At 70.9% G+C, this 23,517-nt stretch carries 21 protein-coding genes and 1 pseudogene; 7 read left to right on the forward strand and 15 right to left on the reverse strand.

The window, feature by feature from the left end:
• Positions 1-115 precede the first annotated feature (115 nt).
• Positions 116-1,018, reverse strand: coding sequence for a trimeric intracellular cation channel family protein (locus ACIBK5_RS27680; protein ID WP_399023484.1), 903 nt, complete (start codon positions 1,016-1,018; stop codon positions 116-118).
• A 627-nt stretch (positions 1,019-1,645) separates the two neighbouring features.
• Here ACIBK5_RS27680 and ACIBK5_RS27685 point away from each other — a divergent pair.
• Positions 1,646-2,374 (forward strand): SDR family NAD(P)-dependent oxidoreductase, encoded by a 729-nt coding sequence (locus ACIBK5_RS27685; RefSeq protein WP_399023486.1) that lies wholly within the window; start codon positions 1,646-1,648, stop codon positions 2,372-2,374.
• Positions 2,375-2,389: 15 nt separating this feature from the next.
• Here ACIBK5_RS27685 and ACIBK5_RS27690 read toward each other — a convergent pair whose 3' ends face one another.
• Positions 2,390-2,587, reverse strand: coding sequence for a hypothetical protein (locus tag ACIBK5_RS27690; RefSeq protein ID WP_399023488.1), 198 nt, complete (start codon positions 2,585-2,587; stop codon positions 2,390-2,392).
• Between the two features lie 39 nt (positions 2,588-2,626).
• Between ACIBK5_RS27690 and ACIBK5_RS27695 the strand changes: the two genes are divergently transcribed.
• A complete protein-coding gene (locus ACIBK5_RS27695) occupies positions 2,627-4,039 on the forward strand; it encodes an MFS transporter (protein WP_399023490.1) in 1,413 nt (470 codons plus the stop codon).
• A 129-nt stretch (positions 4,040-4,168) separates the two neighbouring features.
• Positions 4,169-4,726: a glycoside hydrolase family 25 protein gene (locus ACIBK5_RS27700; RefSeq protein ID WP_399023492.1), complete on the forward strand. Its 558-nt coding sequence runs from the start codon at positions 4,169-4,171 to the stop codon at positions 4,724-4,726.
• 13 nt (positions 4,727-4,739) lie between these two features.
• Here the strand turns inward: ACIBK5_RS27700 and ACIBK5_RS27705 are convergent, their stop codons facing one another.
• Together ACIBK5_RS27705 and ACIBK5_RS27710 are read right to left on the reverse strand one after the other, a co-directional pair.
• Positions 4,740-5,426 (reverse strand): NADPH-dependent F420 reductase, encoded by a 687-nt coding sequence (locus ACIBK5_RS27705; protein ID WP_399023566.1) that lies wholly within the window; start codon positions 5,424-5,426, stop codon positions 4,740-4,742.
• Positions 5,427-5,468: 42 nt separating this feature from the next.
• Positions 5,469-6,182, reverse strand: coding sequence for a FadR/GntR family transcriptional regulator (locus ACIBK5_RS27710; protein ID WP_399023495.1), 714 nt, complete (start codon positions 6,180-6,182; stop codon positions 5,469-5,471).
• A gap of 208 nt (positions 6,183-6,390) precedes the next feature.
• On the opposite strand from ACIBK5_RS27710, the pseudogene ACIBK5_RS27715 reads away from it, so the two are divergent.
• Positions 6,391-8,106 (forward strand): annotated as a pseudogene (locus ACIBK5_RS27715) (2-isopropylmalate synthase).
• On the forward strand, positions 8,103-8,894 hold the full coding sequence (locus tag ACIBK5_RS27720; RefSeq protein WP_399023497.1) for an ABC transporter ATP-binding protein: 792 nt from the start codon (positions 8,103-8,105) through the stop codon (positions 8,892-8,894). The pseudogene ACIBK5_RS27715 and the gene ACIBK5_RS27720 overlap by 4 nt, the downstream one beginning before the upstream one ends.
• Positions 8,895-9,000: 106 nt before the next feature.
• Here ACIBK5_RS27720 and ACIBK5_RS27725 read toward each other — a convergent pair whose 3' ends face one another.
• From ACIBK5_RS27725 to ACIBK5_RS27755, 7 genes are all read right to left on the reverse strand, one after another.
• On the reverse strand, positions 9,001-9,213 hold the full coding sequence (locus ACIBK5_RS27725) for an EF-hand domain-containing protein (RefSeq protein ID WP_399023499.1): 213 nt from the start codon (positions 9,211-9,213) through the stop codon (positions 9,001-9,003).
• A 56-nt stretch (positions 9,214-9,269) separates the two neighbouring features.
• Positions 9,270-10,184 (reverse strand): MerR family transcriptional regulator, encoded by a 915-nt coding sequence (locus ACIBK5_RS27730; RefSeq protein WP_399023501.1) that lies wholly within the window; start codon positions 10,182-10,184, stop codon positions 9,270-9,272.
• A 55-nt stretch (positions 10,185-10,239) separates the two neighbouring features.
• A complete protein-coding gene (locus ACIBK5_RS27735) occupies positions 10,240-11,418 on the reverse strand; it encodes a YncE family protein (protein ID WP_399023502.1) in 1,179 nt (392 codons plus the stop codon).
• A 111-nt stretch (positions 11,419-11,529) separates the two neighbouring features.
• Entirely contained in the window at positions 11,530-12,138 is a 609-nt protein-coding gene (locus tag ACIBK5_RS27740) for an ATP-binding protein (RefSeq protein WP_399023568.1), read from the reverse strand.
• A gap of 181 nt (positions 12,139-12,319) precedes the next feature.
• Positions 12,320-13,087 carry an enoyl-CoA hydratase/isomerase family protein gene (locus ACIBK5_RS27745; protein ID WP_399023504.1) on the reverse strand — a complete coding sequence of 256 codons (768 nt, stop codon included), beginning with the start codon at positions 13,085-13,087 and terminating at the stop codon, positions 12,320-12,322.
• Positions 13,088-13,166: 79 nt separating this feature from the next.
• Positions 13,167-14,399, reverse strand: a complete 1,233-nt coding sequence (locus ACIBK5_RS27750; RefSeq protein WP_399023506.1) for an Ig-like domain-containing protein — start codon at positions 14,397-14,399, stop codon at positions 13,167-13,169.
• Between the two features lie 155 nt (positions 14,400-14,554).
• Positions 14,555-15,799 (reverse strand): Ig-like domain-containing protein, encoded by a 1,245-nt coding sequence (locus ACIBK5_RS27755; RefSeq protein WP_399023509.1) that lies wholly within the window; start codon positions 15,797-15,799, stop codon positions 14,555-14,557.
• Positions 15,800-15,987: 188 nt separating this feature from the next.
• On the opposite strand from ACIBK5_RS27755, the gene glgX reads away from it, so the two are divergent.
• Positions 15,988-18,240 carry a glycogen debranching protein GlgX gene (glgX, locus tag ACIBK5_RS27760; protein ID WP_399023511.1) on the forward strand — a complete coding sequence of 751 codons (2,253 nt, stop codon included), beginning with the start codon at positions 15,988-15,990 and terminating at the stop codon, positions 18,238-18,240.
• Positions 18,241-18,422: 182 nt separating this feature from the next.
• Positions 18,423-19,829, forward strand: a complete 1,407-nt coding sequence (locus ACIBK5_RS27765; protein ID WP_399023513.1) for a sulfatase — start codon at positions 18,423-18,425, stop codon at positions 19,827-19,829.
• Here the strand turns inward: ACIBK5_RS27765 and ACIBK5_RS27770 are convergent.
• The 4 genes from ACIBK5_RS27770 to ACIBK5_RS27785 are packed head-to-tail and all read right to left on the reverse strand — an operon-like array spanning position 19,826 to position 23,406.
• Positions 19,826-20,467: a response regulator gene (locus ACIBK5_RS27770; protein WP_399023515.1), complete on the reverse strand. Its 642-nt coding sequence runs from the start codon at positions 20,465-20,467 to the stop codon at positions 19,826-19,828. The two genes, ACIBK5_RS27765 and ACIBK5_RS27770, sit on opposite strands and share 4 nt — an antisense overlap.
• Positions 20,460-21,713, reverse strand: a complete 1,254-nt coding sequence (locus tag ACIBK5_RS27775; RefSeq protein WP_399023570.1) for a sensor histidine kinase — start codon at positions 21,711-21,713, stop codon at positions 20,460-20,462. Before ACIBK5_RS27775 ends, ACIBK5_RS27770 begins: the two co-directional genes overlap by 8 nt.
• 44 nt (positions 21,714-21,757) lie before the next feature.
• Positions 21,758-22,507, reverse strand: a complete 750-nt coding sequence (locus ACIBK5_RS27780; RefSeq protein WP_399023517.1) for an ABC transporter permease — start codon at positions 22,505-22,507, stop codon at positions 21,758-21,760.
• The gene (locus ACIBK5_RS27785; protein ID WP_399023519.1) at positions 22,504-23,406 is read right to left on the reverse strand and encodes an ATP-binding cassette domain-containing protein; all 903 of its coding nucleotides are present in this window, start codon (positions 23,404-23,406) and stop codon (positions 22,504-22,506) included. The genes ACIBK5_RS27780 and ACIBK5_RS27785 overlap by 4 nt, the downstream gene beginning before the upstream one ends.
• Positions 23,407-23,517: the final 111 nt, after the last annotated feature.

Consider the following 23,517-nt stretch of genomic DNA (forward strand, 5'->3'; position numbering starts at 1 on the left):
GGGCGGTCGGTGGCTCCCCCGATTGAGCTAGCGGCACTGACCTGGATCAGGTGGTCGACGGCCTCTACACCACTCAACTGCCCGTACGCCGTGGGTCCCGAAGGTCTCACACGGTCTACTCCCCCTGCGGGGCCTGGTCTCGCTCCCTCTGTTCCGGTCGTGGCGGCTGACGGAGGAGGAGTCGCGGGTCCCGGCCGGGGGAGGGGAGCTGAGCCGGGGGCAGTGTGCTCGTCTCCCCCTTGCTCGTCTCCCCCTTGAGGGAGGGCAGCATGATCGTATCCGCTTCTGTCGTCGGTAACGGTGACGGAAACGATGCGGAGCCTGCGGCCGGTTCCACCGTTGGCAACTGCTGCCGCATACCTGCGAACGGATTGCGCCAGAAGTGGGAGCGCGGGGTTCGCCAGTTGTAGCGCAGCGCGAGGAGGCGTAGTCCGAAGGCGAAGAGAGCGGTGCCGACGGCGGTGCCGACGTTCAGCAGTCCGGTGTGGTGCAGCAGAGCGACCGAGGTCCCGCCGACGAGGGCGGGCAGTGCGTACAGATCACGGTTCCAGCGGAGCAGCGCCGGCTGTTCGAGGGCGAGGAGCTGGGCGAGCACGCCGCCGCCGACTGCGCTGGCGCAGCCGAGCGTGACCGCGGCGGGAACGTTGAGGCCGTGGGCGAGCGCCTTCATCGTGCCGGTGACGCTGAAGAGTCCGAGCGCCGCCGCGTCGGAGATGTCGAACAGTCTGGCCTCGTCCACCTTGTCGTCATGACGCAGCCGGTGACCGAAGTACACGATCGCCGCTGCGGCGCAGGGCGTGAAGAAGTAGCCGAGATCGGTGAAGGCGACCGGGGTGACCCTGAGGACCAGGTCACGGAAGAGGCCGCCGCCGAGGCCCGCCGCCTCGCTGAGGATGACCGTGCCGAAGATGTCGTAGTCCTTGCGTACGCCGAGGAACGCCCCGGAAAGGGCAAAGGCGAAAATGCCCAGGAGATCCATCAGGTACTGGACGGCGCCACTCAGTTCTTCTATCGGCATCGATGTCAGGACCTCTCTGAGTGCTGGTGAGGAGGTGGGCTCTTGAAGGCGGGGGCGCTTCCGCAGCCTGTTGGGTGCCGTGAAATGCCGTGCGCTACGGCGCTGACATCGCCGCAGTGTAGTCACACGATTCCGGCCCCCGTCCTGTGCCGGGTGGTACTGGCGTCAATTCAACTGCATTACTGCTCCGGGACGTTCTGGTGGCGCTTATGTCCCACGCGAATGTCGCTGTGATTCAATCGTGTGCTGCGCTTCCGCACCTAGGCTGCAACGGGTATAGGCGGTCCCGGGGATACTCCGGGTCCGACGCTTCCCGGGTCTGACCGGCCATCACCACAAGGACCACCTGATGAAGCACGTCCCTCCGTAGCGATCCGCCCGCAGCTCCGACACATCTCCTGGTCGAGGGCGGCCCAGGGGCGGCCGGCTCAGTTGGCGCGGCTGGAGCGGGCGTTGGGGTGTGGCCGCTCGCGCATGGATGGCCTGACAGTTGGGACTCGACGGACCGCCACCAGCCTCACCGGCGCGTTGTCAGTCGCCATTCTCAGATCAACCACTATGACTATTACCGAATGCCACATGCGTTGCACGAGCGAGCACGGTGGACATGTGCGAAACAGGAGAGCAATGAGCACGATTGCAATAGTTGGCGCCGGACCCCAGCTGGGCTTGGCGATCGGCCGAAGGTTCGCGGCGGAAGGCTTCAATGTCGCCTTCATCGCCCGCCGCGAGGCCGCGCTGCGCGAACTGGTCGACGCGCTTTCCACGGCCGGGGGTAACGCGGCCGCGTTTCCCGCGGACGTCACCGACCGGCCCGCCCTGAGGGCCGCGCTGAAAGATGCCGAGCGCCACTTCGGTACGATCGACGTGCTGGAGTACTCGCCTGCTCCCAGCCGCGCCGATATGGCCAGTCGGCCAATTGTCGAAGCGTCTCAGATCACGGTCGAGTCAGTGATTCCCGAGCTGGAAGTGTACGTACACGGGGGTATCACCGCCGTGCAGCAGGTCCTGCCCGGCATGCTCGAACGTGGCTCCGGCACGATCATCGCCACCACCGGTGGGGGCTCCGGCCCCATGATCATCCCTCAGGTCGCCAACGCTCAGATCGCGACAGCCGGTCTGCGCAACTGGCTGTTGAACCTCAACTCCTCGGTCGCACAGCACGGCGTCTACGTCGCCCATGTCGCCCTCGCCGCGGCGATCGGCCAGGGCCGCCCCAACTCCGAACCCGACGTCATCGCCGACGCTTACTGGCGGCTGCACCAGCAGCGGACCGAACCCGAGTTGTTCTACCACGACCTGCCCGAGGATTGGGAGTTCCAGCTCGCCGACAAGTTCCTCATCGATGCCGAGTAGACGCTGCGCTCTCCTTCAGGCCGCCCTGTCGGAGCGTTTGCCCAGCTCAGGGGCGCCCGCGGCCAGCATGAGGGTGAAGTACAAGGAGACCGCCCGGGGCGGGCTGGCGGTGAACATCGTCGAGGCTGAGCGCCGGGCCACCGGGCCACGGGGCCACTGAGGCGTCGTCTTGCGATGCGAGATGGCGATACCGAAAAACAAGATGGCTGACATCGTTGCAGTGTCCATGTTTCATGCGTGAAGGACCGATCGATGCCCGCCCCAGCCACTGGTTCAGCCCCGACGCCCGTCAACCCGCGGTCCCGCGTCCTCGTCGCCAGCCTCATGGGCACGACGATCGAGTTCTACGACTTCTACATCTACGCGACCGCCGCGGTGCTCGTCTTCCCCCAGCTCTTCTTCCCGAGCAGCGACCCGACCACCGCGCTGCTGTCGTCCTTCGCGGTCTTCGGCGCCGCGATGGTCGCCCGCCCGATCGGCGCCGTCGTCTTCGGGCACCTCGGTGACCGGCTCGGCCGCAAGAAGACACTCGTCGTCTCGCTCCTGACCATGGGCATCGCCACGTTCCTCATCGGCGTCCTGCCCACCTACGCCCAGGCCGGCTGGGTGGCCACCGCGCTGCTCGTGCTGATGCGGCTCGCGCAGGGCTTCGCGCTCGGCGGCGAGTGGAGCGGTGCCGCCCTGGTCGCGACCGAGAACGCCCCCAGCGGCAAGCGCGCCCTGTACGGCACCTTCCCGCAGTTGGGCGCCCCGCTCGGCTTCATCATCGGCAACGGCCTGTTCCTGGTCATCGGCGCGCTGCTGCCGTCCGCGGCCGGCGCCGACCCCTCGCAGCCCTCCGACGCCTTCGTCAGCTGGGGCTGGCGGATCCCGTTCCTGTTCTCCGCCGTGATGGTCGCGATCGGCCTGTGGGTGCGCTCCCGGCTCGTCGAGTCGGCGGTCTTCGCCAAGACCCGCGAGTCCGGCGGGGTGCGGCGGCTGCCGCTCGTCACCGTGGTCCGCGGCCACGGGAAGCAGTTGGTCCTGGGCACCTTCATCATGCTGGCGACGTATGTGCTCTTCTACCTGATGACCACGTTCTCGCTCAGCTACGGACGCGCGGCGAAGAACGCCGCCGTGCCCGGACTCGGGTACGACTACACCACGTTCGTGCTCATGATGATCTTCGGCGTGCTGTTCTTCGCCGCGTTCACCCTGGTCTCAGGCCCGCTCGCGGACCGGTACGGGCGGCGCGCCACCCTGATCTGGATCACCGCCGCGATCGTGGTCTTCGGACTGGTCTGGGTGCCGCTGATAGAGCTGGGCACCCTCGGCGTGGTGCTGTGGCTCGTGCTCGGCTTCACCCTGATGGGCATGACCTTCGGCCCGATGGGCGCGCTGCTGCCCGAGCTCTTCCCGACCAGCGTGCGCTACACCGGCTCCGGCATCGCGTACAACGTCAGCTCCATCCTCGGGGCGGCGGTCGCCCCGTTCATCGCCGTGGCGCTGTGGGAGACCGGGGACGGCTCGCCGTGGCTGGTCGGCGTCTACCTCTCGGCGATGGCGGTGCTGACGCTGATCGCGCTCCTGCTCGGCAAGGAGACCAAGCACGTCTCCCTGGACGACCGCGAAGCCGCTCCCGCCGACGACGCGCCCCGCGCCGAGGCCGCCTCCCCCACCTCCTGAAGCCGACCGGCGTTCACCACCGCCGGGCCGCGAGCCTCCTCGCGCCCGGCGTACGGCCGCCCTCGCGGGGCATAACAACAACCTCCGGCCCAAGGGAACTTCAGCCCCACCCGCACCAGAGGGAGCCCCATGCTGCGCGGCATCGACGTGAGCGCCTACCAGTCCTCCTCCTACGGCACCGACGGCCTCTCCTTCGTCTTCGTCAAGGCGACCGAGGGGCGGTCCTACGTGAATCCCAAACTGGCCGCCCAGACGAAGCGGGCGCGTGACGCCGGGCTGGTCGTCGGCTTCTACCACTTCCTGTGGCCCGGCAACCTCCAGGCCCAGGCCGAGTACTTCGTCGGCAAGGCCCCGGACCGGGCGGGCGACATCCTCGCCGTCGACTGGGAGACGACCAGCAACGGAACCCACGCGAGCAACGCGGAGAAGGACCTGTTCATCCGCAAGCTGAAGGACCTCCGGCCGAACAACCAGGTCATTCTCTACGCCAACCGAAACTTCTGGCTCAACATCGACACGACGTCCTACGCGGGCGACGCCCTGTGGATCGCCGACTACGTCTCCGCGGGCAAGCCCCGCATCAAGGCGAAGTGGCGCTTCCACCAGTACACCGACAATCCGCTGGACAAGAACGTCGCCGACTTCGAGAGCAAGGCCGCGCTGCGGAGATGGGCCGAGGACGCCTGACCGGCCGGGGGGCCTAGCCGCTGAACCCCGGCGTGCGTTCCGGGGACGCCTCCGTCAAGGCCTTTGTGACCGCGGCGGTGCCGGCACGGAGGCCGTAGACCGGGGTGCCGGGTTGCTGACGCCAGGAGTCGTCGATGCCGCCGGCGTCCACCGTGTCGAAGCCGAGGGCGTCGATGAGGTCCCGTACCTTGCGCTTGGCCGGCTCGTCGTCGCCGGCCACCGGGAGGGCCATGCGGCCGGGGTCGCCGGGCGGGAGCGGGCGTTCCAGGATGTCCTGGGCGTAGGTGCCGTTGAAGGCCTTGACGACCGCGTGGCCGATCCGGCGTTCCGTCCAGCGGCTCTCGGTGAGGCCGTCGTCCTCGATCGCGGCGATCCTGCCGTCCCGCTCCCGGGGGTAGTAGTTGCCGGTGTCGATGACCGCGACGCCGTCCGCCGCCTTGGCGAGGAGACCGGACGGCAGGTCCGGGACCGCCTTCAGCGGGATGGTGATCACGACGATCTCGGCGCCCTGCGGCGCCTCCTCGACCGTCACGGGCGTCGCGCCGGTCTCCTCCGCGAGGGCCGTGAGGGTGTGCGGGCCCCGGGAGTTGGCGACCGACACGTCATGACCGAGGGCGGTGAGCCGCCGGGTCAGGTTGCCGCCGATGTTGCCCGCTCCGATGATGCCGATCTTCATGTCTCGCCTCGCCCTTCCGGGGATCGATAGCGCCTGGGCCTCCTCGCGGAGCCTTCGTGACCAGGGTCAACCTCCGGGGCAGAAGGGCTGTTCCGACTTCCCGGCAAGTGCGAACGGGTCCTCCAGTTCCCCGCGCAGCACCTCCGCCGCCCCCTCCTCGTCCCCGTCCGCCACCGTCCGGACGAGTTCCTCGTGGGCCTCGTCGCCGGTGTTCGGGTCGTGGCCGCGCAGGCCCGTCAGGGACAGCAGCTCGATCAGACCGTCCCGGAGGACCGGCGTGAACTCCGTGAACAGGTCGGCCAGCACCGGGTTGCGGGCGGCGGCGATCACGGTGGCGTGGAAGGCGATGTCCGCGTCGACGAAGACGGCGTCGTCGGCGCTGGCGGCGGCGCGGCGGGTCTCCAGCGCCGCCCGCAGCGCCGCGATGTCGTCGTCGGTGCGGCGGCGCGCGGCGAGCCGGGCCGCGTGGACCTCGACCGCCATACGGACCTCGTAGACGTCGGTCACGGCGGCCCGGCGCAGCCGGGTGGGCCAGTCCTCGACCGGCTCGGTCGCGAGGACGAAGACGCCGGCGCCCTGGCGTGGCCGCACCAGCCCGGCACCCGCCAGAGCGCGCAGCGCCTCGCGGACGGTCGAGCGGCCCACGCCCAGCTCCTTCGCCAGGGTCGTCTCGCCGGGCAGTTTGGTGCCGACGGGCCAGTGGCCACCGGTGATCTGCTCGCGCAGCCGGGCGGCGGCCTGCTCGACCAGGGGGCTGGGGCGGACGGCGCCGAGCGGCATGTACTTCACCAACTTGTCTGAGGAGTAGGGGGATTCTATCGAGGTTTCACTTGTCTGAGGAGCTGAGGAGTGGCTAGCGTACGGCGCATGACGTTCCGCGGTCTCGTTCTTCTCGGCTGCCGCGGCGGGGCCTGACGCGACCGGCACCCCGCCGCGGGGCGCCGTGCCGCCGGTCACCGTCCGACCGAGCCGAAGGCCACAGCCGACGATGACCACCACCCCCGCCCCGGTCTGGAATCCCCAGCGCCCGGGCCCCATGCCCTTCCACCGCTACCGCCCCTTCCAGGACCGTGTGCACGTCCCCGCCGCCGGCCGCGACTGGCCCGCCGCCCGGACCGAGCGCGCTCCCCTCTGGGTCCCCGTCGACCTGCGCGACGGCAACCAGGCCCTCGCCGAGCCGATGGACACGTCCCGCAAGCGCCGCTTCTTCGACCTGCTGACCGGCATGGGCTTCAAGGAGATCGAGGTCGGCTACCCCTCGGCCAGCCGCACCGACTTCGACTTCGTACGGCACCTGGCGACCGGCGACGCCGTACCGGACGACGTCACGCCGGTCGTGTTCACCCCGGCCCGCAGGGACCTGATCGACCGCACATTCGAGGCGATCGAGGGGATGCCGAGGGCCGTCGTGCATCTGTACATCGCGACCTCGCCGGTGTGGCGGGACGTCGTCCTGGGGCGGGACCGGGCGGAGGTGTGGCGGACCGTGCGGGAGGCCGCCGAGCACATGGCCCGCCGGGCGGACGAGGCCTCGTACGTCCGTTTCCAGTTCTCGCCGGAGACCTTCAACCTGACCGAGCCCGACTTCGTCCTGGAACTGTGCGACGGGCTGACCGAGCTGTGGGACGCGAGCCCGGACCGGCCGGTGACCCACAATCTCCCGGCGACCGTGGAGATCGCGACGCCGAACGTCTACGCCGACCAGATCGAGTACGTGCACCGCCATCTCGCCCGGCGCGACAGCGTGATCCTCTCCGTGCACCCGCACAACGACCGCGGCACCGGTGTCGCCTGCGCCGAACTGGCCGTCCTGGCCGGAGCCCAGCGCGTCGAGGGCTGTCTGTTCGGGAACGGTGAGCGCACGGGCAACGTCGACCTGGTGACCCTCGCGCTGAACCTGTACGCGCAGGGCGTCGACCCGATGGTCGACTTCCGGGACATCGACACGGTCAGGGAGACGGTCGAGCACTGCAACCGGCTGCCCGTGCACCCGCGCCATCCGTACGCCGGGGACCTCGTCCACACCGCTTTCTCGGGCACCCACCAGGACGCGATCAGCAAGGGCCTGGCCCGGCACGCCGAACGGGCGCGGGAGCTGGGCGTGCCGGAGCGGCAGGCGCCCTGGTCGGTGCCGTACCTGCCGGTCGACCCCGCCGACGTGGGCCGCTCCTACGAGGCGGTGATCCGCGTGAACTCGCAGTCGGGCAAGGGCGGCACGGCCTATCTGCTGCGCGCCCACCACGGTGTCGACCTCCCCGCGCGCATGCGGCCGGACTTCTCCCGGGCCGTGCAGGAGGCGACGGACGGCAGCGGCCGGGAGATGACGGCGAAGGAGCTGTACGAGCTGTTCCGTTCGACCTACGTCGTGGAGGACGGGGACGTGGCGCTGGAGTCCTGGTCCGTGCACCCGGACGGGGCCCGCGGTGGCCATCGCTTCGTGTGCACGCTGCGGACGGGTGACCGGACCGGCGACTACGAGGGCACGGGTGGCGGCCCGGTCTCCGCGTTCGTCGACGCGCTGGCCGGCGCGGGGGTCGACGTGGAGGTGCTCGACTTCCACGAGCAGGCCGGTGAGGGCGGTGCGAACGCCTTCGCCGAGTGCCGGGTCGGCGGTACGACGTGCTGAGGCGCGGGCCAGGACTCCTCGACCCTGGCCGCGTCCGTCCGGGCGGTGCTGTCCGCGGTGAACAGGGCGCTGCGGTGACGGCGGTCGTCCTGCGCGCCGAGGACGCCCACGTCGTACGCGACGGCCGGGCGATCCTTCAGGAGGTGTTTCTCACGGTCCGGGCCGGTGAGCACTGGGCACTGCTCGGGGCCAACGGCGCGGGCAAGTCCACCCTGCTCGGGCTGCTCGGCGCGCGCGTCCATCCCACCCGGGGCACCGTGGAGGTGCTGGGCCACCGGCTGGGCCGGGTGGATCTGCGGGAGCTGCGCGCACACGTGGGGCATGTCGACCCGCGGCATCCGCTCGGCTCGCCGCTGCGGGTACGGGACGTCGTCCTGACCGGTCTGACCAACTCCGTGGAGCCGCTGCCCCGGTGGCGCCCGACGCCGGTGCAGGAGGAGCGGGCGGAGCGGCTGATCCGGACGCTGGGGCTGGCGGAGCACCGTGAGGCGCGCTGGCCCACCCTCTCCCAGGGCCAGCGCGGCCGGGCCCTGATCGCCCGGGCCCTCATGCCCGAGCCCCGGCTGCTGCTCCTGGACGAACCCGCCACCGGCCTGGACCTGCCCGGCAGGGAGCGGCTCATCGGGGCGCTGGAGGAGCTGCGCCGGGGCCATCCGCGGCTGGCGACGGTCCTGGTCACCCACCATCTGGAGGAGCTTCCGCCGCACACCACGCACGCCCTGCTGCTGCGCGAGGGCCGTCCGCTGGCCGAGGGCCCGGTGGCCGAGGTGCTGACCGCCGACCGGCTCGGCAAGTGTTTCGACCTGCCGCTGGCCCTGGAACGGCGGGGCGGCCGCTGGAGCGTGCGCACGGCTCGCGGGGGATGACGAGGGGCCCGGTCCGACCGAGGTCGGACCGGGCCCCTTCGCTCGGGAGGCGGAGCGCCTCCGGCAGCGGGCGACCACCGATTCAGGCGGCCACCGGTTCAGGCGACTACTTGTTCAGGTAGGCCCAGAACTCGTCGAAGCTCAGCTTCTTGTCGCCGTCGAGGTCGCGGGTCTTGATGACGACCTCGGCGACCGACTCGGTGACGTTCCAGTCACCCGATCCGGCCAGGGCGGCCTTGAACTCGGCAGCGGTGATGTACCCGTCACCGTCCGTATCGATCCGCTCGAACTGCTTGCGTGCTTCCTCGATGTCCGCCACCGATCCGCCCCTACTCTCGTGCTCTCGTGTTCCGCGTCGTGCTGACGCAGGTCAGATTAACTGGCCGTGCGTGCCTCCAGCGCGGCGACCACCCAGGCGAACTCCTCGTCGTAGGTCGGCTGGGGCCCGAGGCCGTTGACGACGGCCTGGAGTTCCCGATAGCGGGCGACCCGTACGTTGGAGGCGGCCGTGAGGCGTTCGAGCACGGCGGCCCGGTCGGTGTCGCCGAGCAGGTCCCTCAGCACCTCGTCGGCCTCGGGCTCCCCGGGGGCGATGCCGCGCTGCCGTGCCTCGGCGGCGAGCCGTACGAGCCGGCTCATGAACCACAGGGACGAACCGGCCGGGACGTCCGGCCCCCGGTCGGCCGCGTTGAACTCGATCATCTGCCGCATCTGCGCGCGGAAGCCGGGGTCCTGGATCAGCTCGGCGAGCTCCACCCAGGCGTCCACCTGCTCGGGAGTGGGTTCGTCGGGCAGCTCGGCGGCCGCGAATCGCAGTCTGCCGCGGATGTCCGGGTCGGCGGTGTCGATCCCCTCGAAGATCTCCGCCATGAAGTCCTCGACGATCCGGCGCCGTTCGGCCGCCGAGAGCCGTGCCAGTCTGTTCATGAGTGTCATCTCCTCCGCGCTGGAACCCCGTCTGGCCACCGTCGACAGCACCGCACGGGTCACCTTGAGCGACCGGATCTGCGCGTCCAGCGCGACCACGTGCGCGGCGGCGACCTGCGCGACCGTCGTCTCGCCGGCCAGGACCCGGCGGACGTCCGCCAGGCCGAGGCCGAGTTCGCGCAGGCTGCGGATCAGCTCCAGTCGGGCCACGGACGCGGCGTCGTACAGCCGGTAACCGCCCGCGGACCGGGTCACCGGGGGCAGAACGCCCTCGTCGGACCAGTAGCGGACGGTGCGCACGGTCAGTCCGGTGACCCGGGCCAGCGCCCCGATGGTGAGCAGTCCGGTGCCGTCGTCGGTCATGTCCGCGAGTCTGGGCCCTCCAGTGGGTGGAGACTCAACCGCCGCCTCCCACGGCTCACCGGAAGATGCCCGTGTGGCCGAGGGAGTAGCGGCCGGGCTGTGGGTAGACCGCGAGGCCGTGCGGGCCGCTGCCGACGGGGATGCGGGCGAGCTGGGCGCCGGTGCGGGTGTCGATGGCGTAGACCTCGGCGTCGTAGCGGCCGGAGAGCCACAGGACCTTGCCGTCGGCGGAGACGCCGCCCATGTCGGGGCTGCCGCCGTCGGGCAGGTCCCACTTCTTGGTGAGCTTGTTGCGGGTGAAGTCGAAGACGGAGATGGTGCCTTCGCCGCGGTTGGAGACATACATCTCGCGGGAGTCGCGGCTGACGTAGAGGCCGTGGCAGCCCTTGCCCGTGGGCAGCAGGGTGGGCTCGGTGAACTTGTCGCCGTCCAGGACCCACATCCCGTGGGCCATCATGTCGGCGATGTAGAACCTCTTGCCGTCCGGCGAGACCTTCACGTCCTGCGGCATGGCGCCCTCGAACGGCAGTCTCTGCTGCCCCACGACCTTCATCTTCTCGGTGTCGACCTTGAGCAGCTCGCCGCTGAACTCGCAGGAGACGATGAAGTAGCGGCCGTCGAGGGAGAAGTCGGCGTGGTTGACGCCGTAGCAGGAGACCGGGACGGTCTTCCTGATCTCCATGGTGTGCGGGTCGCGGAAGACCAGCTCGCGGTCGAGGGAGGCCATCACGACGGCGTACCTGCCGTTGGGCGTGAAGTAGAGGTTGTACGGGTCGTGGACCTCGACCTCCTTGCCGGCCTTGCCGGTCTTCGGGTCGATCGGGGTGAGGGTGTGGCCGCGGTTGTTGTTGACCCAGAGCGTCTTCAGGTCCCAGGAGGGCACGACGTGCTGGGGCTGCCGGCCCACGGGGATCGTCTCGATGATCTCGTACGTCTTCGGGTCGATGACGGAGACGGTGTCGGACTCGGTGTTGGGGACGTAGACCCGGGACGGGAAGCCCTTGACCACGGGTGACAGCTTGTTCGGGCGGTCGGCCGCGTACACGTCCTTCGGGTCGAGGACGGGCGGCATGCCCGGCAGGCCCTGGACGGTCTTCTTCTCGGGCGGTGCGGGCACGGCGGCCTTGGTGGGGCGTGTCCCGGAGGTCCGCTCCTCGCCCTGGGTGCCGCAGGCGGCGAGGACGGCGAGGGCGGCGCCCGCGACAAGGGCGCGCTTGACGAAGTGGCGGTGCATTGGACCATTTAAGGGGCGCCTCACCAGGAAACCGGTGATTCGCCCGATCGACGTCCAGGTGAGTCGTCGCAGGTCACACCCACGGTCGAGCCTTGGCCCCGCCCGCGGCCGTCAGCGGTCGACGACCCGCATCTCGAACCATGTCGTCTTGCCCCGGGGCAGCAGATCGACCCCCCAGCGGTCGGCCAGCTTGTCGACGAGGAAGAGGCCCCGGCCGCTGACGTCCATCTCCTGGACCGGCATCAGACAGGGCAACCCCCGGGAGGGGTCGCGGACCTCGACGCGGATCCAGCCTCGGCGCCGGTGCAGACGCAGCCCGAAGACGCGGGCGCCGGTGTGGCGTACGGCGTTGCCGACCAGTTCGGAGACGAGCAGGACCGCCTCCTCGGTGATCTTGGGGGTGAGTCCCCAGTGGCGCAGGACCACGACCTGGGTGAGCCGTCTGGCGGTGGCCGCGGACTCGGGGCGGGACGGCAGTGGAACCTCTGCCTCCGTCGGGTTGCCGTACAACTCCAGCGCCTTCAGCGCGCGTTCGTCCTCGACGGTCGGCGACCAGCGCGCCGCGGCCGCATGTGCGTGTCCCCGCGGCTGTTCCATACCCTCCAGCCCCGCCATGCCCCCATCATGGCCGTCCGGGGCGCCCGTCGGGGCCGTTCCCGGGGAATAGACCCCCTGGAACGGGCCCGGAACCGGCATTCGGACGGCATATGCCAACGGCACTTCGGAGCCTTCCACGGCCCTCGTGACCTGCGAATACGGCACGTTTCGGGGCAAGCGTCGAAGCCCCCCGTCCGGACACGCTTAAGGCTGTCTTAAGGCTGCCATAAACCCCTCCGTCGGGGGACCCGGGATCAGACGCCGTGTCAATTGCAAGCCCCCGGAGGGGTGTTCAGCGGACGTGTCAGAGGAACTTCGCCTTGCCCGGGCCCTCCTCCACGAAGCTGCGCATGCCGCGCTCACGGTCCTCGGTGGCGAACAGGCCCGCGAACCAGTTGCGTTCGATCGTCAGGCCCGTCTCGATGTCCGTCTCCAGGCCGGCGTCGATCGCCTCCTTGGCGGCGCGCAGCGCGAGCGCCGGGCCCTGCGCCAGCTTGGCGGCCCAGGCGTGCGCCTGCGCGTAGACCTCCTCGGCGGGCACGACCCGGTCCACCAGGCCGATCTCCCGCGCCTCGTCGGCCTTCACCATCCGGCCGGTGAAGATCAGGTCCTTGGCCTTGGAGGGGCCGACCAGGCGGGCCAGGCGCTGGGTGCCGCCCGCGCCGGGGATCAGACCGAGCAGGATCTCGGGCTGGCCGAGCTTGGCGTTCTCGCCGGCGATGCGGTAGTCCGCGCACAGCGCGAGTTCGCAGCCGCCGCCGAGCGCGTAACCCGTGACGGCCGCGACGACGGGCTTGGGGATACGGGCCACCGCCGTGAACGAGTCCTGCAGGGCGCGGGCGCGCAGGACCATCGCGGCGTGGTCCATCGCCTGCATCTCCTTGATGTCCGCGCCGGCCGCGAACACTTTCTCGCCGCCGTAGACCACCACGGCCCGCACGTCGTCGCGGCGCGTGGCCTCCTCGGCGAGTTCCTTCAGCCGGTCCTGGGTGGCGATGTCCAGCGCGTTCATGGGCGGGCGGTCGAGACGGAGCGTGCCGACGCCTTCAGCGACTTCGAGAGAGACGGTCATGGGCAGCAGGTTAACCAGGACTAACGCCGAAGGCCCCGGTGCGGTCCGTCACACCGGGGCCCTTCAGGTCATCGGGGAGCTACTTCTTCCACTTCTCCCACGACATGTTCCAGCCGTTGAGCCCGTTGTCCGGGTCGACGATCCGGTCCTCGGAGTTCTTGACGACCACCACGTCGCCGATCATCGAGTGGTTGAAGAACCAGGCGGCCGGCACCTTCTTGTCCCAGCCGCCGCGCACGTCGCGCAGGCCGATGCAGCCGTGGCTGGCGTTGTACTCGCCGAAGGCTCCGCCCGCCCAGTAGTTGCCGTGCAGGAAGGTGCCGGAGGTGGTGAGGCGGATGGCGTGCGGGACGTCCTTGATGTCGTACTCGCCGCCGTAGCCGACGGTCTCGCCGTTCATCCGGGTCACGGGGAGCATCTCGCTGACGACCATCTGGCCGTTCCAGGTCTCCATGCCGGGCTTGCCGGTGGTGACCGGGATGGTCTTGATGACCTTGCCGTCGCGCATGACCTTCATCGTGAGCTTCTTGGCGTCCACGACGGAGACCTGGTTGCGGCCGATGGTGAAGTCGACCGTCTTGTCCTGCTCGCCGTAGACACCGGAGCGGCCCTCGACGCCGTCGAGGTTCAGGTCGACGGTCACCTTGGTGCCGGGCTTCCAGTACTTCTCGGGACGGAAGTCGAGACGGTCGTTGCCGAACCAGTGGCCCTCGACGTCCACGGCCGGCTCCGTCTTGATGCGGATGGCCTTCTCGACGTCCTCCGGGTTGGTGATGCCCCGGTCGAAGCGGATGGAGAACGGCATCCCGACGCCGACCTTCGAGCCGTCCTCGGGGGTGAAGGTGCCGGTGAAGGTGTTCTCCGGCGTCAGCGTGGTGAAGCCGGCGTCCTCGGCGGCCGTGCGGCCCTCGGAGTCCTTGGCGACCGCGTGGACCGTGTACTTGGTGGCGGCGGCCAGATGGCCGGCCGGCGTCCAGGTGGCGCCGTCGCCGGATATCTCGCCGTCGACCTTCTTGCCCTTGGCGTCTTTGACCTCGACCTCGGTCAGTTTGCCCTTGGCGGCGGTGACCTTCAGCTTGCCGCTGGTGTCGACGGACTTGGCGCCGTCCTTGGGGGTGATGCTCACCACGGCCTCGGACTGCTTGCTCTGCGCGCTGTCCGAGCCCTTGCCCGTGCCGTCGCCCCCGCCGGCACCGGCTCCGCTCTCCCCGCCGCCACACGCCGTGACGGCGAGGAGCAGCGAGCCGAGTATCAGCGCGAGCAGTCCGTGCCTGCCCCCAACCGACGCCCCCGATATCGGTCGCCCGTTCAAGTCGTTCTCCCCTCCCCGGGCCTGGTCAGGCCCACAACCCCTGCGCGTCCCCCGCGCACCGGCGCATAGTAACCACAAGGCGCCGGGCACCGGCGGCCCGCGATTGTCACTGTTCCGTCCCAACGGCAGCGCGGGGTCGATCCGCCCCTGTCGGACTACTTCACCGCACTGCCCGCTTTCCATGCGTTCCAGGCCATGTTCCAGCCTCCGAGGCCATTGTCGGGAGAGACCTCTTTGTCCTTGCTGTTGACGACCTCGACGACGTCCCCGACCAGACTGCGGTCGAAGAACCAGCCCGCCGGGGTGTCCGAGCCGCCGCCCTTCACATCGCGCAGTCCGATACAGCCGTGACTGACGTTGCTCCGCCCGAAGACGGTGTGGTCCGCCCAGTAGTTGCCGTGCAGGAAGGTGCCGGAGTCGGTCAGGCGCATGGCGTGCGGGACGTCCGGGATGTCGTACTCGCCCTTGCCGTCGCGCTTCTTGAAGCCGACCGTGGCGCCGTTCATCCGGGTGACGTCGAGCATCTCGGTCACCACCATCTTCCCGTTGTACGTGGTCGTCTCGGGGGCGCCGGCCGTGACCGGCACGGTGGCGAGGGTCTCGCCGTCGCGCCGGACCTCCATGGTGTGCCGGGCGGCGTCGACCACGGAGACCTGGCCGCGCCCGACGGTGAAGGAGAACGTCTTGTGTTGCAGGCCGTAGACGCCTGGCGCGCCCTCGACATCGCGCAGGCGGAGGTCGACGGTGACCTGGGTGCCGGGTTTCCAGTAGTCCTCGGGGCGGAAGTCGAGACGGCTGCGGCCGAACCAGTGCGGGCGGATCTCGACGGCCGGGCGGGAGGTGACCCGCACCGCGCGCTCGACGACGGCGCGGTCGGCGATCTCGCGGTTGAACTCCAGGGAGACGATCATGCCGGTGCCGACCGTGGCACGGTTCTCCGGGGCGACATAGCCGATGAAGCGTTCCTCGGGGACGTACGTCGTGAACGTGGTGTGCCGGGCCGAGCGGTGGCCGTCGCCGTCCACGGCCACCGCGTCCACCGTGTACTCGGCGGCGAGCGCCAGCCGCTTCTCCTCGGGCTCCCAGGTCAGGCCGTCGGCCGAGACGCGGCCTGGCACCGGGGACTCCTGTGCGTCCTGGGACCTGGTGACCTTCACCGACTCCAGCCTGCCGTCGGGCACGCGCACCCGCAGCGTCCTTCCGGGGCGCACGCCCCTGCTGCCGTCGTCGGGCGAGACCTTGATGACGTCCTCGGGCGCCGGGGGCGCGCCGAACGCCCCGGCGATCCCGCCCGCGTCGTCCGAGGTACAGCCCGTGGCCCCGGCCAGGAGCCCTGCCCATGTCACTACGGCGGCCAGCGCGGCCCTCGCGCGCCGCGCGCGCCCTTGTACGTGCCTCACGGGGTACCCAACGACCGGCCGCGTCCCCGGGAAACGACCATGCCCGCCCCCGGGGAAACGTGAGTGCGACCCACGCTCTGGGCAGAACAGTGTGGAGGACGACGCGCAGGGGAGCCGCGGCCCGGGCCGCAGTACAGGTCCGCACCCCTCTGTCACCCGTCGTTCCACGAGCCGCGGGAGGCTGACAGGTGTCCAGCGCAGCCGAGCAGGAGGCGGTGGCCGGCCATCAGGCCACCGGGAACGGGCGCCAGGCCGCCGCCGCGAACGGCGTACGGCGGCCCGCGCCGCCGCCCACGGTGCCCGCCTGGCCGGGCGCGGCGACACCGCTGGGCGCCCGGTTCCGGGTCGGCCCCGACGGGGTGGCGGGGACCAACTTCGCATTGTGGGCGGGCGGGGCGGAGGGGGTCGAGCTGTGCCTCTTCGACGAGGCGGGCAAGGAGTCGCGGGCCCGGCTGACCGAGCTGACCCACGAGATCTGGCACGGCTTCGTCCCGGGCGTGCTGCCCGGACAGCGCTACGGCTACCGGGTGCACGGCCGCTGGGACCCGTGGACCGGCGCCCGCTGGAACCCGGCGAAACTGCTGCTCGACCCGTACGCGCGCGCGGTGGACGGAGACTTCGGCCTGCCGCCGGAGGTGTACGGGCATGTGCGCGACTGGCCGCAGCAGCACGTCGCCGACACCGTGCGCGACGACCGGGACTCGGCGCCGTACGTCCCCAAGGGCGTCGTCGTCCACGATGACGACGACTGGGCCGACGACCGCCGCCCGAAGACGCCGTGGGCGGACTCCGTGATCTACGAGGTGCACGTCAAGGGCTTCACCCAGCTGCACCCGGACATCCCCGAGGACCTGCGCGGCACCTATGCCGGGCTCGCGCACCCGGCCGCGATCGAGCACCTGGTGAAGCTGGGCGTGACGGCGGTGGAGCTGCTGCCGGTGCACCAGTTCGCGCACGAGGACCATCTGCTGCGCAGAGGCCTCGGGAACTACTGGGGCTACAACTCCATCGGCTACTTCGCCCCGCACGCGGCCTACGCGGCCTCCGGGACGAGGGGCGAGCAGGTCGGCGAGTTCAAGCGCATGGTGCGCGCCCTGCACGCGGCGGGGATCGAGGTCGTCCTCGACGTGGTCTACAACCACACGGCGGAGGCGGGCGAACTCGGCCCGACGCTGTCCCTGAAGGGCATCGACAACCGCGGCTACTACCGCCTCCAGGACGACCCCCGCCGCTACGCCGACTACACCGGGTGCGGCAACACCCTGCACGTGGTCCAGCCTCAGGTGCTGCGCCTGATCACGGACTCGCTGCGGTACTGGGTGACGGAGATGGGCGTCGACGGCTTCCGCTTCGACCTGGCGGCGGCGCTGGCCCGCTCGATGCACGACGTCGACATGCTCTCCCCGTTCCTGGCGGTCATCGCCCAGGACCCGGTGCTGCGCCGGGTGAAGCTGATCGCCGAGCCGTGGGACGTGGGGTCGGGCGGCTACCAGGTGGGGGCGTTCCCGCCGCTGTGGACGGAGTGGAACGACCGGTACCGCAACGCCGTACGGGACTTCTGGCGGCACGCGCTGCCCGACGTACGGGAGATGGGCTACCGGCTGTCGGGCTCCAGCGACCTGTACGCCTGGGGCGGGCGGAGGCCGTACGCGTCCGTCAACTTCGTCACCGCGCACGACGGCTTCACCCTGCGCGACCTGGTGTCGTACGAGCGCAAGCACAACGAGGCCAACGGCGAGGGCAATCGCGACGGCACGAACGACAACCGGGCCTGGAACTGCGGGGCCGAGGGCGAGACGGACGACGAGGGGATCGAGTCCCTGCGGCGCCGGCAGCTGCGGAACCTGCTGACCACGCTGCTGCTGTCCACCGGGGTGCCGATGCTGGTCGCGGGCGACGAGCTGGGCCGCACCCAGCGCGGCAACAACAACGCGTACTGCCAGGACAACGAGATCAGCTGGCTGGACTGGGGGCTGCTGGAGGATCCCGGGTGGCGCGCCCTGTTCGAGCTGACCTCCCGGCTGATCGAGCTGCGCCACCGGCACCCGGTGCTCAGGCGCCGGGCGTTCTTCTCGGGCCGGGCCCAGACCGCGGACGGCCTGCGCGACCTGGCCTGGTTCACGTCCCGGGGCACCGAGATGACGGAGCGGGACTGGTACGCGCCCGCCGCGACGCTGGGGATGTACCTGTCCGGGCGGGACATCCCGGGCCGTGACGAGCGCGGGGCGCAGATCCTCGACGACAGCTTCCTCGCCGTGCTGCACGCGGGCGAGGCACCGGTGCGTTTCGAACTGCCGGGGCCGCCCTGGGCGGAGCGGTACGAGGTGGTCGTCGACACGAGCCTGGAGGAGCAGCGGGAGGCACCGGGCGTGGAGCACCCGGCGGGGACGGAGATCACGATGCCGGCGCGGGCGGTGCTGCTGCTGCGGGTGACGGGCTGAGGCATCGTTTCGCCTGGCAAGGCTGCCGCATTGTTGCGGGGTGTTGCGCGGTGTTGCGAGGCATTGCGGGTCCGTGAACTCGGCGGGGATCTTCTTGCCACGTCGTCGGACCGCTGGCAGCGTCCATTCCGAGCCGTGGCCTCTCTCCCCCCTGCCTCTCTAGGAACTTCCAGGATCTCCGCATGCCTGAAATATCCCGTCGTGCCCTGGGTGCCCTCGTCGGTGGTGGCGCCGTGGGTGCCGTCGCCGGTACGGCCACCGGTGCCGAAGCCGTCCCCGCCGAACGGCCGTTCAGGGCCCGCCCCGGTGCCGGGTCCGGACCCCGCCCCAACGTTCTCGTCATCCTGGGCGACGACCTCGGCTGGGCCGACCTGTCCTCCTACGGCGCCCCGCACATCAGGACGCCCAACCTGGACCGGCTGGCCCGCCAGGGCGTGCGCTTCACGGACGCCTACTCCGGCTCCTCCACCTGCTCTCCGACCCGGTTCAGCCTCTACACCGGGCGCTATCCGGGCCGTACGAAGGGCGGCCTCGCCGAGCCGATCGCCGACCGGTCGCAGGGCCTGGACCCGAACCACCCCACGCTCGCCTCCCTGCTGAAGAAGGCCGGCTACGCCACCGCGCTCATCGGCAAGTGGCACTGCGGCTGGCTGCCCGACTTCAGCCCCACCAAGTCGGGCTGGGACGAGTTCTTCGGCAATCGCGGGGGCGTGCTGGAGTACTTCTCCAAGCTCGGCCAGCTCGGCGACCACGACCTCTACGAGGGGGACGCCGAGTACAAGGACCTGCGGTACTACACGACGGTGCTCACGGAGCGGGCCGTCGAGTACGTCGGCCGGGACCGCGACCGGCCCTGGCTGCTGAACCTCAACTTCACCACCCCGCACTGGCCCTGGCTCGCCGAGGGTGACGAGGAGACCGGTGCCGAGATCGCGGCGAGGATCCGGGAGGCTACGTCACAGGCCGAGGTGAGCAAGGCCCTGAACCACTACGACGGCGGGTCGGTCGCGAAGTACACCCAGATGGTTCAGAGCCTGGACGCGGCCGTCGGCGAGGTGCTCGCCGCCCTGCGCCGCTCCGGGCAGGAGGAGAACACCGTCGTGCTGTTCGCCAGCGACAACGGCGGCGAGCGCTGGTCGTACCTGTGGCCTCTCAGCGGCCAGAAGTTCTCCCTCCAGGAGGGCGGCATCCGGGTGCCCGCGATCCTGCGCTGGCCCGCCCGGATCGACGGCCGTCAGGTCAGCCACGAGCCGAACTTCTCCCCCGACTGGACGGCGACCCTGCTGGAGCTGGCCGGTGCCCGGCCCGACCCGGCGTATCCGCTGGACGGCACGAGCCTCGCCGGGTACCTGCTGCGCGGCGAACGGCTGCCCGAGCGGGACCTGTTCTGGCGGGTGCGCGGCAACCGGGCGCTGCGGCGCGGGAGCTGGAAGTACTACCAGGACTCCGACGGTAAGGACCACCTGTACGACCTCGCCGCCGACGCGCGCGAACAGGCCGAACTCGCCCCGGACCAGCCGGAGTTGCTCGCCGAGCTGAAGACGTCCTGGGAGAAGACCGCGGCGGGGCTGCTGCCGTACCCGGGCTAGCCGAGGATGCCTCGCTCGTAGGCCGTGGCCACCGCTGCCGCCCGGTCCTTCACGCCCAGCTTCGCGTAGAGATGCGTGAGATGCGTCTTGACCGTGGCCTCGCTGATGAAGAGTTCACGGGCGATCTCGCGGTTGGAGGTGCCCTTGGCGACGAGGGCCAGGACCTCGCGCTCGCGGGCCGAGAGGGTGTCGCTGCCGGGGGTCCGGGGAGTGCGGACCGCCGAGACCAGGCGGGAGGCCACGGCCGGGGAGAGGACGGTCCGGCCCTCCGCCGCCGCGCGGACCGCCGCGAACAGTTCGTCCCTCGGGGCGTCCTTCAGGAGGTAGCCCGTCGCGCCCGCCTCTATCGCGGGGAGGGTGTCGGAGTCGGTGTCGTACGTGGTCAGGACGAGGACCTTGGCGCGGGCGCCGGTGCGGGTCAGTTCGCGGATGGCGTCCACGCCCCCGCCGCCCGGCATGCGGAGGTCCATGAGGATCACGTCCGGGTCCAGGGCGGCGGCGAGCGCGACCGCCTCGACACCGTTCGACGCCTCCCCCAGCACGCGGAAGCCCGGCGCGGACTCGAACATGCCGCGCAGGCCGTCCCGTACGACGGGGTGGTCGTCGACGATGAGCAGGGTGATCGCGGCGTCAGTCATGGCGGACCAACGGTACGCGAGCGGAGACCGCCGTACCGTGGCCCGGCTCGGACTCGACGGTGAGGGATCCGGCGACACGTTCGGCGCGGGCCCGCATGCCGTCGAGGCCGAAGCCGCCGGCTCGGGTGCGTTCGGGGACGGCGAGCGGGTCGAAGCCGCGGCCGTCGTCGCGGATGTCGAGGATGACCTCGTCGCCGAGGAAGGACAGGGTGACACCGACGCGGCCGGCGGCGGCGTGCCGGGCGGTGTTGGAGAGGGCCTCCTGGACGATCCTCAGGAGCGTGGCCGCGATCTCCTCGTGGAGTTGCTCGTCGGTGCCGGTGACCGTGAACTCGGCGCGCACACCCGCCCGTTCGCCCCACTCGGCGACCGTCTTCTTCAGGGCTTCCGGCAGTCCGGCGTCGGCCAGCGCCACGGGGGCGAGGTTGTGCACGGAGCGGCGGGCCTCGCCGAGGCTGTGCCGGGCCAGGTCCGAGGCGCGTTCGAGATGGGTGCGGGCCACGGCCAGGTCGGGGGCGTTCGCGACGACCTGGAGCTGGGCGATGATGCCGGTCAGCCCCTGGGCGATGGTGTCGTGGATCTCGGCGGCCAGCCGCCGGCGCTCGTCGGCGACTCCGGCCTCCCTGGCCTGCACCAGGAGCTGGGCGTGCAGGGCGGCGTTCTCGTCGAGGGCCTGCTGCAGGGCGGCGTTGGTGCGCTCCAGTTCGGTGATGCTGGCGGTCTGGATCCGGGTGCGTTCCTCCTCCCGCGCGGCGAGCTGGCCGAAGACGACCAGCAGCCCGATGTGGACGCAGAGCAGGGCGCCGAACACCGCCCAGTTCAGCGGCCCGTGCAGGGGCATGCCACCGGACTGCGACCCCGCGATGGTCACCGCGGTCGCCAGCAGACCGAGTTTGAGCGGGCGCCCGCGCAGCAGCCGGTCGGGGCCGACGAACCCGGCGGCGGCGTAGAAGGCGAAGAACGGGTTGAACCAGCTCAGCGCGAACCCCAGCGCCCAGCGCGTGAAGTAGTAGCAGGCGCCCGGCACCGACGGGGCCAGCGGCCGGTCGCGGGACCAGCGCCCCCACCACACCTGGAGGACCACCGCGGCGCCGACCAGGGCGACGGCGGCGTAACGCTCCACCGTGGTCATGCCGACCGCGTCGACCGTGGCCGCGGCGAGCACGGTGCCCGCCGCGAGCATCCCGTACGGCCCCCAGCGGAAGTACGCCGCCCACCGCTGCTCCACGCCCGCCACGTCCGTCATGCCCACAGTGTCGGTCACGGCCGTGTCCCCTCCCCGGGCGCCGGTCACTCCCAGCGGAACCAGCGCGCGGCCGACGCCGAGAGCACCGCCGTCCACGCGGCGAGGACGGCCAGGTGGCCCCAGCTCGGCCAGTCGCCCGCGGCGGCCTGGTCCAGGGCCCGTGCGGCGGCGCCGAACGGGGTGCACTGGACGATGCGGCCCAGCAGGTCCGGCATGGCCTGCACGGGCACCCAGACCCCGGCGCAGAACATCATCGGGAAGGACACGGCGGTCCCGATCGCGGTCGCGATCTTCGTCGTGCGGGCCCGTGCCGACATCACCGCGCCCAGCGAGATGGCGGCGAGCACGGCGAGGAGCAGCGCGAGCAGGTACCCGGCGAGCTGTTCGGGCAGCCGGACGTCGTAGGCGACCCGTCCGACGGCGAGCGTGAGCAGCGCGGAGGCCAGGGCCGCCACGCCGTTCACCAGCATCTGGGCGGCCAGCAGGGCCGAGGGCCGCACGGGAGTGGTGGAGAGCCGGCGCAGGATGCCGTTCTCGCGGTAGCCGGTGAGGGTCGGCGGCATCGCCTGCACCCCGGCCATGATGAGGGCGACCAGTACGCACACGGGCACGTACACGTCGACGATCCGCAGCCCGCCGAGCCCGTCCTGCGCCTCGCGGAACGACGGCACGGAACCGAGGATGCCCAGCAGCAGGGGCGGGAACAGCAGGATCCAGAAGAGACTGCCGGGCTCGCGTCGGAAGAGCCGGAACTCGCTGCGCAGAACGGCGGGGTTGATCAGTGCCGTGCTCATGCCGGGGCCTCCGTCAGGTCCAGGAACGCGTCGTCCAGCGTGGCGTCGGTGACGCGGAGCTGACGGGCGGTGATGTGGTGGCGGGCCAGCAGCGACAGCACGGCGTTGACCGTGTCGTCCGTGCCGGACAGGGTGATCCGGCCGTCCTTGTTCTCGACGGCCACCAGGGCGGGGAGCGTGTTCAGCTCACTGTCGTCCAGGGGCGTGGACGGCGTGAAGCTGATGACGGTGGCGCCCGCCGAGCGGCGGATCAGCCCGGCCGGGGTGTCCAGGGCCGCGACCCGGCCCTTGTCGATCACCGCGATCCGGTCGCACAGCCGCTGCGCCTCCTCCATGAAGTGGGTGACGAGGAGGACGGTGACGCCGTTCGCGCGGATGTCCTCGATGAGCTGCCAGGTGTCGCGGCGGGCGCGCGGGTCGAGGCCGGTGGTGAGTTCGTCCAGGACGACGACCCGGGGGTCGCCGATCAGGGCGAGCGCGATGAACAGGCGCTGCTTCTGGCCGCCGGACAGCTTGGCGAACCGGGTGGTCAGCTTCTCCTCCAGGCCGAGGCGTTCGGCCAGCGGGCGCCAGTCGACGGGGCGCGGATAGAACGCGGCGTACAGCTCCAGCGCCTCCCTGACGGTGAGTTTGGGCTGGAGCCGGCTCTCCTGGAGCTGGGCGCCCAGGACCTGGGCGACCCGCTCGTGGTCGGCGACCGGGTCGAGGCCGGTGACGCGGACGCGGCCGGAGTCGGGGACGCGCAGGCCCTCGACGCATTCGACGGTGGTGGTCTTGCCGGCGCCGTTCGGGCCGAGGATCCCGAAGATCTCGCCCTCCTCGACGGCGAAGGAGACGCCGTCCACGGCCGGGCGGCCGGCATAGGCCTTGCGCAGGTCGGTGACTTCGATGACGGACATGGACCGAGGGTCCCGGTGCGGCGGGTCCGCGCACATCGGCCGTCGCGCTCGAACGGGCATCAGCCGATCGGCTGATGTTCGCCGTACGACCCCCGAACAGGCAGGTCGTAG

Origin of the sequence: Streptomyces sp. NPDC050546 (assembly GCF_044457425.1) — a bacterium.
Lineage (GTDB): Bacteria > Actinomycetota > Actinomycetes > Streptomycetales > Streptomycetaceae > Streptomyces.

Bases quoted from the DNA above. Each gene is read 5' to 3' on its own strand.
- ACIBK5_RS27680 (WP_399023484.1), bottom strand. From the start codon at position 1,018: ATGCCGATAGAAGAACTGAGTGGCGCCGTCCAGTACCTGATGGATCTC.
- ACIBK5_RS27685 (WP_399023486.1), top strand. From the start codon at position 1,646: ATGAGCACGATTGCAATAGTTGGCGCCGGACCCCAGCTGGGCTTGGCG.
- ACIBK5_RS27690 (WP_399023488.1), bottom strand. From the start codon at position 2,587: ATGTCAGCCATCTTGTTTTTCGGTATCGCCATCTCGCATCGCAAGACG.
- ACIBK5_RS27695 (WP_399023490.1), top strand. From the start codon at position 2,627: ATGCCCGCCCCAGCCACTGGTTCAGCCCCGACGCCCGTCAACCCGCGG.
- ACIBK5_RS27700 (WP_399023492.1), top strand. From the start codon at position 4,169: ATGCTGCGCGGCATCGACGTGAGCGCCTACCAGTCCTCCTCCTACGGC.
- ACIBK5_RS27710 (WP_399023495.1), bottom strand. From the start codon at position 6,182: ATGCCGCTCGGCGCCGTCCGCCCCAGCCCCCTGGTCGAGCAGGCCGCC.
- ACIBK5_RS27730 (WP_399023501.1), bottom strand. From the start codon at position 10,184: ATGACCGACGACGGCACCGGACTGCTCACCATCGGGGCGCTGGCCCGG.
- ACIBK5_RS27735 (WP_399023502.1), bottom strand. From the start codon at position 11,418: ATGCACCGCCACTTCGTCAAGCGCGCCCTTGTCGCGGGCGCCGCCCTC.
- ACIBK5_RS27745 (WP_399023504.1), bottom strand. From the start codon at position 13,087: ATGACCGTCTCTCTCGAAGTCGCTGAAGGCGTCGGCACGCTCCGTCTC.
- ACIBK5_RS27765 (WP_399023513.1), top strand. From the start codon at position 18,423: ATGCCTGAAATATCCCGTCGTGCCCTGGGTGCCCTCGTCGGTGGTGGC.
- ACIBK5_RS27770 (WP_399023515.1), bottom strand. From the start codon at position 20,467: ATGACTGACGCCGCGATCACCCTGCTCATCGTCGACGACCACCCCGTC.
- ACIBK5_RS27775 (WP_399023570.1), bottom strand. From the start codon at position 21,713: ATGACGGACGTGGCGGGCGTGGAGCAGCGGTGGGCGGCGTACTTCCGC.
- ACIBK5_RS27780 (WP_399023517.1), bottom strand. From the start codon at position 22,507: ATGAGCACGGCACTGATCAACCCCGCCGTTCTGCGCAGCGAGTTCCGG.
- ACIBK5_RS27785 (WP_399023519.1), bottom strand. From the start codon at position 23,406: ATGTCCGTCATCGAAGTCACCGACCTGCGCAAGGCCTATGCCGGCCGC.